Origin of the sequence: Haloprofundus marisrubri, from assembly GCF_001469955.1 — an archaeon.
Lineage (GTDB): Archaea > Halobacteriota > Halobacteria > Halobacteriales > Haloferacaceae > Haloprofundus > Haloprofundus marisrubri.
Window position 1 is genome coordinate 1 of record NZ_LOPU01000039.1, and the last position, 10,303, is coordinate 10,303.

The 10,303-nt window shown below is 56.3% G+C and carries 8 protein-coding genes; 7 read left to right on the top strand and 1 reads right to left on the bottom strand.

All coding sequences use genetic code 11. The features are described 5' to 3' along the window. On the top strand, positions 1-890 hold an 890-nt coding region (locus tag AUR64_RS18645), incomplete at its 5' end, for a primase-like DNA-binding domain-containing protein (RefSeq protein WP_205628428.1). 555 nt (positions 891-1,445) lie between these two features. Continuing rightward, positions 1,446-3,572: a hypothetical protein gene (locus AUR64_RS18650; RefSeq protein WP_155120666.1), complete on the top strand. Its 2,127-nt coding sequence runs from the start codon at positions 1,446-1,448 to the stop codon at positions 3,570-3,572. A 988-nt stretch (positions 3,573-4,560) separates the two neighbouring features. Here AUR64_RS18650 and AUR64_RS18660 read toward each other — a convergent pair. Continuing rightward, positions 4,561-5,061 carry a hypothetical protein gene (locus AUR64_RS18660; RefSeq protein WP_058583488.1) on the bottom strand — a complete coding sequence of 167 codons (501 nt, stop codon included), beginning with the start codon at positions 5,059-5,061 and terminating at the stop codon, positions 4,561-4,563. 290 nt (positions 5,062-5,351) lie between these two features. On the opposite strand from AUR64_RS18660, the gene AUR64_RS18665 reads away from it, so the two are divergent. The 5 genes from AUR64_RS18665 to AUR64_RS18690 all read left to right on the top strand — a co-directional run. Next, a complete protein-coding gene (locus tag AUR64_RS18665) occupies positions 5,352-5,774 on the top strand; it encodes a hypothetical protein (protein ID WP_058583489.1) in 423 nt (140 codons plus the stop codon). Positions 5,775-6,408: 634 nt separating this feature from the next. After that, a complete protein-coding gene (locus AUR64_RS18670) occupies positions 6,409-6,681 on the top strand; it encodes a hypothetical protein (protein ID WP_205628429.1) in 273 nt (90 codons plus the stop codon). Between the two features lie 603 nt (positions 6,682-7,284). Continuing rightward, positions 7,285-7,509, top strand: a complete 225-nt coding sequence (locus AUR64_RS21400) for a DUF7563 family protein (protein WP_058583492.1) — start codon at positions 7,285-7,287, stop codon at positions 7,507-7,509. Continuing rightward, entirely contained in the window at positions 7,506-7,844 is a 339-nt protein-coding gene (locus AUR64_RS18685) for a hypothetical protein (RefSeq protein ID WP_058583493.1), read from the top strand. The genes AUR64_RS21400 and AUR64_RS18685 overlap by 4 nt, the downstream gene beginning before the upstream one ends. A 286-nt stretch (positions 7,845-8,130) precedes the next feature. After that, on the top strand, positions 8,131-10,303 hold a 2,173-nt coding region (locus AUR64_RS18690), incomplete at its 3' end, for a phage/plasmid primase, P4 family (RefSeq protein WP_205628430.1).

Here is a 10,303-nt window from a genome sequence, read left to right on the forward strand (position 1 = left end):
GCGACCCTATCAAGATGTTCCGGGTGAACTGCCTGGAAAACGAGAAGGGACGGCAGGTGTCGAAAGACGACGTGTACAACACGTACACAAACTACTGCAGGGCAGAAGGCAAGAAGGAAACTTCACAATCGGTATTCTTCCGACAACTTCGCCAGACGACACTCAACTACAGCGATACGCGCGTTAGAACGGAAAGCGGCCGTGAGAGACGGTTAGATAACACTCGGTTCACCGAGGCGGGCCTAGGCTACGCTGACGTTCTGACGCGAGAGGCAAACGAGCAGAAAGACGAAGCCGAAGACGACGTGTCACTCGCCGACCTCGAGGTTGGCGAGACAGGCCCGATAACGGCGACAGTCGGCGGTTTTCTGAAACCGGCTGACTGGTTAGCCGCCGAAGGGTGGCTTACGGAAGACGGTGTGTTCAACTTGGACTTTCAGGTTCGGGAAGGGCTAGATGGTTCGCACCCGTTCGCAGACGTCTCCAAAGGCGACACGGTGTGTATTCACGGTGCAGCGGTAAAGACGGAGGATGACGTCCGCTATGTCGAAATAACGCCGAAGTGTACGCTGGAGATCGTCGAGGACGCGGAAGACGTAGACGACGTAGATAGTAGCCAGTCCGAAGCGGCTGCAGACGGTGGTGTGTCGTCCGATGAGATACCGGAAGACGCCGAAGGGTCGCAAGCTGACGCGAAGCGTATCAGTAAGTGGCTGTCGGACTCACACAAAACGCTGAGTGAAACTGAGCTCATCGCGATGGCAACGCGAAAGCTGTCGGATTGTAACCCGGACCGAGCACGGCGACTGATAGACCTCGCTCGGAAGAATGGGTGGATAACGCCAGTCGATTACGACGGCGAAGATGGATACATGGGTGACTTCCCGTAACTGAGCCCTACCGTCAGTGCGGTCTTTCGGTGGCTGAGTAGCTGTAGCTCTCTTTTTCGAGTGTATAACCTCGTTCGTACTAAGTCAGTCCAATACGTCACCACACACGAAAATGAAGGTGGCTAACTAATGGCAAAATTCAGACGCCCGAGCGGTAACACGGTGTCGCAGTCGGAAGCCCGGAGCATCGTCGACGACGAGAGTTCAAGCGGCCGTTCGTCGAGCAGTAGCGGCCGGAGTAGCGATAGTGGAAGTGCAACCTCTCAGTTCGATAGCGGGCCGAGTATCGAAGGTCCAAACGGTGAGACGGTGAATCTGAGCGACCTGAACGATTCATCGAACGGTGGTAATAACAGTAATAGCGGAAACAATGGCAGTAGCAGTGGCGGCAGTTCGTCGTCTTCGGGTAGCTCAGACCGCTTTGTAGACGGTCCACAAGTTGAGTCACCAAGCGGAGACACGTTTTCGCTCGACGACGTTTCGCCGGGCGGGATGTCGGATAGTTCGAACAGCGGATTCGGTGGCAGAAGCCCGCCACAACAGAGTACCGACCCAATGTTCTCCTCTCAAAGAGCACCGAGAGAGACAGGTACCGAAGACGGAAGCGGGTTTGCGGCGGAGCAAGCTCGAGAGTTCGAACAGGAGTTACTCAACGAGTACAGTTGGTTGGACGCTGACGACGTAGTAATCAGGCAAGAAGGCGATAGCCTGGTGCCCGAGTTCACGGAACGCGGACGGAACAAACGTCGTCGACGCGCACGCGGCCGGTTTCGAGACGCGGTGATAGCAGAGAATAGCTTTCTGAACGAGGAGGATTTTCGGGTAGGCAGTGAAGACGGTAGCTTCACTGTCGAGTTCACCGACGAGTTCGTATCCGATCGCCAAGACGCACGTGCGGAGTCTGTCGATAACATCCCTGGTGTCGGCGACCAATTCGCGCAAGACAGAGACGAGTTCTCAAGTGTTGAAGCAGATTTCAATGCCTACCTAGACAGTCTGCCGGGTGCCGGTGGCAACGAACAGTTCGCACAAGATCGAGACGAGTTCGGCGGTGACGGTATCGACTTGGACAGCGGTACTGAACGGGCAAACATCCCCGGACTATCGGACGCTTTCGCATCGGACCGAGAGGCCACGGAATCGAACGACAGAGGCGAGCGATTCGGCGATGTGGTCATAGAAAATCCGTTCACTGGGAATACGGTCGAAGAAGACCTAGGTAGCGTGTCGGGAGTTTTCGATGAAGCCGCCGAATCGCAGATAGAGAATTCGTTTGAATATCAAGCGCTCGGGGCGGCGGCGCAAGCCCGTGACTCCACGCTATCGGCGGCTGGTTTCGATGATGCCGCACAGTGGAGTAGTGACCTGGGTGGTGACGACGGCTCCCTAGAGCAGCGTGTATATTCCGAGATGGGACAGGGGATAGTCAGTGTCGCAAATCTTGGAGACAGGGCATCTGATGCGAAAGAAATTGGCGAGTTTGCTTACACACAACCCTCGCGATTGTTCGACGTCGGACCGGGCTTCACGCTTGTACCTGAGCAAGAGGGACAGCAAGAGTTCGCCGAAGACGCCGGTGCACGTGGGGGAGAGATATTCAGCACCGCCCAGGAGGGGTTCACCGAGGACCCTATCGGATACACGTCACAGTCTGCAGGCGAGTTGCTTGGCGGCTTTGCTGCAGGGTCGGCGGCCGGCCGTGTGACTGGTTCGTCTGACCTCACGGGTGAGATTGCTCAAGGAACGAGCCGCCGAGTTCGCAACTATCTCGACGACGGCGACCTTGACCGAGCACAACTCGAAATAGGTTCGTCGACGGGGAGAACGTCGGGGGGGAGTAGCAGCGACAGCGTGACACTAGATTCGTCGACACTTTCAGGCGCACGCGAGAGATCAAACCCCTACGGTGGGCGTTTCGGAGGTGGCGGTCCCTCTCGCACACGTGGCAACCCGCGGCCCGACGACGGACGCTTTACCGAAGATCGTTCGACTAGTGGGAATGGTGGCTCTTTCTCGCTCGGCTATCGAAGCCCGAACACAGAACTCGGGAATAGGTTCGGCGACGTACCGACAGACGACTTGCGCGACTTGATAGACATAGAGAGGCAGTTAGCAGACGAACTCGGCGACGGTGTCGGGTCAGACGCTGCTGTCTTCGGTGGTACTGTCGGCCTGTCCGATGCAACACAGTCGGGCGAACTCATCGACTCAGACGGAAACGTGCGCAGCTCCTCGACGACGCAAGAGGGCGAAGAGTACGAGCTGTTCGACACGAGTTCTGTCGAGACTGGTGCGTTTGGGCTGTCCGACAGCCGCACTGGCTTCGACTTAGACAGTGGGTTCGGTAATGTGTTCAACACGCCTGAGGATACGGATCTCTTCGGCGATACGGATACCAGTATCCGTACCGACGTAGCGGCTGACTCGGACACAGACACGCAGCTACGCTACACTGGCTTGACCACAACGGCGACGCAGCAAGACAGCGACAGTCGGTTCCGCTTCGACTTCGACGGAAGACGCGGCCGACGCTCGAACTTCGACGGGTCACGAGGGTCCGGTAGGAGTGACGGCGGTTTGTTCGGAAGTGCTGCGTCCGATAGTACACTGTTTGACTCTGGTATAGCCGACGTCGACGACCTCACCGGTGAGAGCAGTAACGACGACTTCCGTCTGTTCTAACACTCTCTGCACCCCTTTTCCGAACACATTACCCCAAGGGTTCGCAGTAGTCAAACACCGCTTCACTCAGACGTAGCGTCGGGTCGGCCGGAACTGGAGAGTTTTGCAAGCAGTTTGTAAGCAGCAAAGACGACAACAAACCATCCAGCCAAACTACCCGCAAAAAACGAGATTGATCCGATAGCGTCACCGGCACTAAGTTCGCCGAGTGAGTTTGACAGCGCCAAGAGTACAGCTATCACAGAAAGTAGTGCATACGTGATATACTTGCGATTCATGAAAACTAATCTGAGTGTCTGAATGTTAGTCTTTCGCACCATCCGATGAAAGTGTGTCAGAAACCCCCCGATGGATAGCGGGGGGACTCATGCTAAATTCCAATGACCAGACGGGATAGGGAGCCGTCTTGCGGTGTCTCACCGCATATTGTACGAGGGCTTGTCTAGACAAATAGCTGACGTGGTTGGAGCTGTTAGTCCGAATCTTCACCGACCGACCAACTCGACTCGTAACATACGGGTAGTTCGTCGACGTCGAGGCAGTCGGCTATCTCTGCTGGCGTCACCGATCCCTGCCGAGTTGCTAACGCCATGAGTTCCGACACCCGACCGTTTGGCACAGCCACCGTATCGCCTCTCATCTTGATGTAGTACGCCGCTGCTTTGTCGAGAGCCTTTGATTTGGTTTTCTCTCCGGTGGCTTCGGTGAGTGTTTCGTACCGCTGCTTTCGGCTGTCGTTCATTCGAACGCGCATATAGAATTGCACACGCGGTCCGAATACCTAGTTCTGCCGAGCAACTGAACCAGTTCAAACAGAGGGTAGTATATAAACAACAGAGAAACGCGGTGTGTTGCGACACCGAGGGCGAGACGGGGCTCGCCGAAACGAGTGAAATTACACACGGCGAACCTCGGCGTGTGTGCAACAACGCGGAACCGCTCTCGTCGACGTCCAACCGCAAGGGGTTACACCGAACGGTCTACTTTGTCATTCATCTGGTTGGTGTCTCCATTCACTCTGTCCGCTCGACGGCGGTACGACACCGGGGAGTTCCTTCAATCCGGGTTTGACTACACGACGCCACCAGGCGCCTTTGTATCGTTTCCCGCTTTCAAGATCGGGAACAGCGTAGCCAAGCGAATACTCTGGCATGACCGTCTCCACAAAGTCTTGCATGGTTGCCCGGCCTGTAGCCTGCAGGAACTCGTAAGCCGCTAGCACTGCCTCTTCGCACTCTTCTCTATCTTGGGTCGAAGGAAAGTCGACAGCAGCAAGATGCCCCGCAAGCGGCCGGTCGAGAGGTTGCTCTTCGGCTTGTGTTTGCGTTTCCGACACCCGGGCGTCGTCGACGTGAGATTCTTCGCTATCTGCATTGTCCGCCTTCTCAATTAAGGCCCAAATCACCTCTTCGTAGCTCTGCCCCCTGCTTTTGCGGCGGTAAAGTTCGTCAGCTAATTCCTCTGTTACTCGTATTGAGGTGTCTACCATGCATACACCTACCCATGCATGCTTGTATAGGTTACTACTCCCATGCTTGCATAAATGCATACATTCTTATGGGCGGAGTCTATACACTCTGGTAAGCACGGAACGGCCTCGTAGAATGGCCGGGGTGGTGGAACACCCGCGACCGTGCGTCCGACTATGAACGCAAGCAAACCTACCCGCTCAGACGGGAAAGCAGTAACGGGAAGCATCGAAATAGAGTTCAACGCACGTGAGACGCTACGCGGCCACTATGACGACACCAGTGTCTTTCAGGTGATGGAGGGCGCGCAATGAGCAAAGCCCACACCGACGGCGGTAACGGCCGCAGACTCACCGCCACACAAGACGCACTGATTCGCAGAGAACTCGGTATCACCATCGAGATTGAGGGAGAGGAACTCGGCGACGAACTCGCTATGCTCGGCAGTAAGGTGAGTAGCGACGAACTCACCGCCGCCGACGTTATCCAAGCGCACCGAAAGACGTCGGAGTTCTTCGAACTACACGGCGAGGTTCTCGGCCTGTACGCTGACGACATGAACGCCGAGGCTGCCGAGCTAATGGAAATGGTCGTTCGTATCAGCGGCTTCGCCACACACGCCGCTGACGCACTCACACGCGAGAGCGAACAGTCCGACCAACGACTCGACGGACTACGCTCTGCTCTTGAACAAACCCTGCAGCAGCTCGACGAACTCGAGGCCGAGCAGTAATGCCTGGAACCATCACCGAGATTAACGGCTACTACTGCAGTCGGTGCGGCTTCGCTAGCGCGCTTCTCGGAGACATCAAGCGTCACACGTGCGAGGGCGCGAATGAGTAGTCCCGGTATCGACTACTGTCCGCACTGTGGCGGAGAGATCGACTCGACGTTCGGCCAGCACATGAACGTCTGCGAAGAGCGGACTATCATGCCGTCAACGAACTCAGTTCCGTAACTTCCGGCCGGTCTTCTTACTCGACGATTCGATTCTGACCCTTCACGCGATACCTAAGTTAATTAGAGGGCTTGCAGGGGGTGCATCGGGGGGAGGGGAGTACCACCCCCGGCTGTATGTGCGTAGATACGTAGCTATAGTGTCCTTCTTGCTGTTTTCAACCGACTCACCCGGTCACTGCTTGCGATTGTACTCCTCTCGACGAAAGGACAGCCAGCCTCTCTCCTGTCTTCCCAGTTACCGTTATAGGTCGATAAAGGCCGGGTGGTAATAGGCAGGCAAACCCACCGCCTGCTTGCGATTATGCCGGTCTAGAGTATTACACACGCCGAACGACAGACGTGCAGAATCATACGCTACAACCACCGAGAACCAACCTCGTTCGTACTATGTGCGCCCGCGTCAATCTGTGTACATGCGCAAGAAGAGGCCGGAGATACACCCGAATTTGTACGAACAGGTCGAACAGTTCGCTGATGATGTTGTGCCGCACGTTGATGCCTCCGACCTCAAGTTCGAACTGCAGCTAAAGGCAGTGCTTGAACACTACGTTGAAACTAAGCAGGAACTCGCGGAGATCGAACAGCAAAGCAATCACTTCGAGAGTACTGCTGAGAGTACTACGCTGTCGACTGGCGGACCATTCGGGTTAGACGACAGTCCCGGCGGAAGGCATCGTTAGAACCTGCAATGGGCCTTAATCGGTTGTATGTGAAGATACCTGATTAGTCGTTACACCCTACAGTTTTTTAGGGTAGCATACCCTCGTCGGATATAAGAAAGATAGGGAGTCACGCACCGCTACGCGGTGTAGAAACGAGCAGAGGGAAAGTAACTGAACCGCTTGTCTCACTTTGGACGGTAGGCAAGCGGGTTCAGTCGAGAAACCCCTGCATGGCAAGCACTCAGCCCTTACGACCCGGACTGGAGCTGACTAGTTATCGTATTTGCCGTGTATTAGAAGTGTCGGGGTTCCTCGCATGCAGACAATAGTCCACATATGAACACACCACATGTCGATGGCAGCGGAAAACGACGCACGCACCGGTAACACAACCAAACAGGCGCAGCTCGGACAGTACGGCACTCGCACCGACAGTACTGCAGACAGTACTTCTCGCGAAGAGCACGCCGAACGCGAGTACTCGCACCTCTCCGGCTTGGGCAAAGAACTCTGGAATACTTGCCCACACTGCTACGGAGCACTTGAACGCGGAGACGCAGGAGTACTCACCTGTTCTAGCGGTCACTACGAATACGACCCGGCAGAGGGGGGTGTCTTCGAATGAGTAGCGACATACAGGCCACGCAGACCGACGACTACGAAGTCGAGACCCGCCGCTCTCGTATTCCCGACACACGGTGTCAGAACTGTGCCGGACACGTCACGCTGCAGTTCCGACGTGTCTTCGGGGATCGAGAAGACGTAGTGCACGGGTGCCACGAGTGCCTTACTAATCAGGAACTGTACAGCGGTGTCGGCGCCGGTCTGACGGAGGTGCGACGATGAGTGCCGCACACAACACGCGACAGGTAGCCGACACAGAGCTACCGGGTGGCGGCTTCTCTGTGCCGTTCGGAAACGGAGAACAGTGCCACAACGGTAGCGGATACCGGCTTACCTGGCATCCCGCACGCGGTCGCATCAAGATCGCTTTCTTCCGCGTGGCGACAGACGACCGTGTAGCCCTCCTACAGCACATTCGGACGATTACTATCAGCCAGCGCCAGGCCTCCGACTGTCAACTCGACGACGTCGTTTCTCTCGACGACGTACCCACCGAGCTGCTGGCATTGATGAAAGCCGCCGGGTACACACCGGCCGAGGAGGTGTCGGCAGAATGAACAACGTATCGACAGCGGTGGTCCAGGGTCGGTCGGACCGGTCCAAGATACCCCGGACCGCTAAAGTTGCGACAGAAGGCGTCTCGCCTTCGTTTTTGCCTTCTATGACCCCCCGGTCCAAGTGGTCCAAGGTAATGGGTGGTACTATCAGAATAGCGAGAGAAGAGAATAATAGCTGTATAGAACTCTCATTAATATGGGAGTACCGGCCTGTTGGTTGGACCACTTGGACCGGTCCAGGGTACCGGCGAACCTCTCCGAATGTCGATAGTTCGGAGGTGGCGGCATGAGCGAAGAACCGAAGCAGCGTGTCGCAAAACGGCTAGAAGAGGCCGGAATCGACACTAAGCGGTTCGTCGACGTGAAAAACGGCAAGAAAGCCTCGCACGACCACACGCGACACGAAGCACACGAAGTTAGCGGAAACTACGGTATCTACGCCACTACCGAAGATCGGCTAATCTGTGTCGACGTGGACGACTACGGCGACTTAGACGACAAGAGCGGACTACTCGCTCTCGCCGAGCTTCCGGCTACGTTCGAACAGAAAAGCCCGCACGGTGGAACGCACCGGTTCTACGGTGTCGAAGAAGCAGAAGACGGGCGGCCGATAGCAGAGGTATTCAAAGAAGAGTTCGACCTCACGAAAGGCAACCCCGGACCGTCGTGGGGAGAGGTACGCGCAGCGAACCAGTATGTCGTCGGAGCGGGTAGCCAGCTCGACGACTGCGATAAGGACTGGTGCGACGAATGTGCGACCGAAGAGGGTGGCCGGTACACGCTGAACGCGGACAGAGAGATAGCAACGATAGAAGCTAGCCAGATCGTCGACGTTCTTCGGCAAGACCCGACCTACGCACCGAAGGAAGACGAAGAACCAGAGACACCCGCTCCGTCGTCGAGCGCCGACAATAGCGAGGTTCTCGCGTTCGCACTCACGGAAAGTAACGACGAGAAGCTAAAGCGTCTCTGGCGTGGCGACTACAGCGACTATGGCGGCGACAGAAGCGAAGCAGAGTGCGCACTCGCGTTCAAGCTGGCTTTCTGGCTACAGGGAGACAAGCGGGCTGTCGGGCGGGCGATGGACGGACAGCTAACGGCAGAAGGCGTCTCACGGCCGTCACTATCGAAGTGGTCAGAGAGAGAAGACGACGGCTACCGGAGTAGTGTCTTAGAGGCTGTCGACAAGCAGACGGAGTACTACACCCCGTCGTCGGAGAAGTATCAAGCACCGCCAGCACCGGAAGAGGACGAAGAGGAGACGAAATCAGCGGGTGTCGAGACGTGGGGGAAAATCAGAGACCTCTACCAAGACACCGAGATTAACAGCAAGTTCGCTCGGTTCGCTGCAGCGGAGAAGCTGAACGCCGAAGGTGCGTTCATCACTCCTCGCGATACGCAAAAGCTGTACTCGTACCATGAGCCGAGTGGACTATTCGAAGTCGGAGGTGTGCTCGACGTCGAGAGAGAACTGCAGCGGGGGCTTGGGCCACACTACACGCAACACGAAAAGAGGGAGATCGTCGGCCAACTCAAGGCGCAAACCTACGTCGACCGTGACTGTCTGAACGCGGGCGAGTACGAAGACGACCTGTTCTGTGTCGGAAACGGCGTTATCAATCTCCGAACAATGGAGTTCTCCGAGCACTCGCCGAAGTACTGCTTCACGCGCGGACTCAAGTGGGATTACGACCCGGACGCCGAAGCACCGAACATAGAGGAGTTCGTCGAGAACATCACCGACCGTAGAGCGGACGAACTCACGCTGTACGAGATGATAGGCAACTGCCTGTTGCCGCACTACGACTTCCGCAGTATCCTCGTACTGTTCGGCCGGGGTAAGAACGGCAAGTCGACGTTCTACGACCTCGTTTCTGAGTTCCTGAGTCGAGAGAACATATCGGGTGTCACCATGCAGAAGATGGCTGAAAACCGCTTCGCGACGAAGGCCATTGTCGGCAATCTCGCGAACATCGCAGCCGATATGCCGAGCAAGAAGGTCAACGACCTAGGTACGGTGAAAGCACTCACCGGCAGCGACCCGATAGACGTCGAACCGAAGGGCAAAGAATCGTACACAGCTGTCAACTCGGCGAAGCTGATGTTCGGTGCGAATGAGCCTCCGGTCTTGGGTGAACGCACGGAAGCGATTCAAGACCGGCTGTACCCCATCAGATTTTCAACGAAGTTCACCGACAATCCCAACGACGGAAACCCGGATAAAGTCGAGAAGAGTACCCTCATGCAGCAGCTCACGAAAGAAGAGGAAATGAGCGGCTTGCTGAACCTCGCACTCGCCGGGATTCGGCGGCTGTACGATAACGGCGATTTCAGTATGCCAGAGAGTCCCGAAGAGCGGCTAGAGTACTACGAACAGTACAGCGACCCTATCAAGATGTTCCGGGTGAACTGCCTGGAAAACGAGAAGGGACGGCAGGTGTCGAAAGACGACGTGTACA

Bases quoted from the DNA above. Each gene is read 5' to 3' on its own strand.
- AUR64_RS18650 (WP_155120666.1), top strand. From the start codon at position 1,446: ATGTTCTCCTCTCAAAGAGCACCGAGAGAGACAGGTACCGAAGACGGA.
- AUR64_RS18660 (WP_058583488.1), bottom strand. From the start codon at position 5,061: ATGGTAGACACCTCAATACGAGTAACAGAGGAATTAGCTGACGAACTT.
- AUR64_RS18665 (WP_058583489.1), top strand. From the start codon at position 5,352: ATGAGCAAAGCCCACACCGACGGCGGTAACGGCCGCAGACTCACCGCC.
- AUR64_RS21400 (WP_058583492.1), top strand. From the start codon at position 7,285: ATGAGTAGCGACATACAGGCCACGCAGACCGACGACTACGAAGTCGAG.
- AUR64_RS18685 (WP_058583493.1), top strand. From the start codon at position 7,506: ATGAGTGCCGCACACAACACGCGACAGGTAGCCGACACAGAGCTACCG.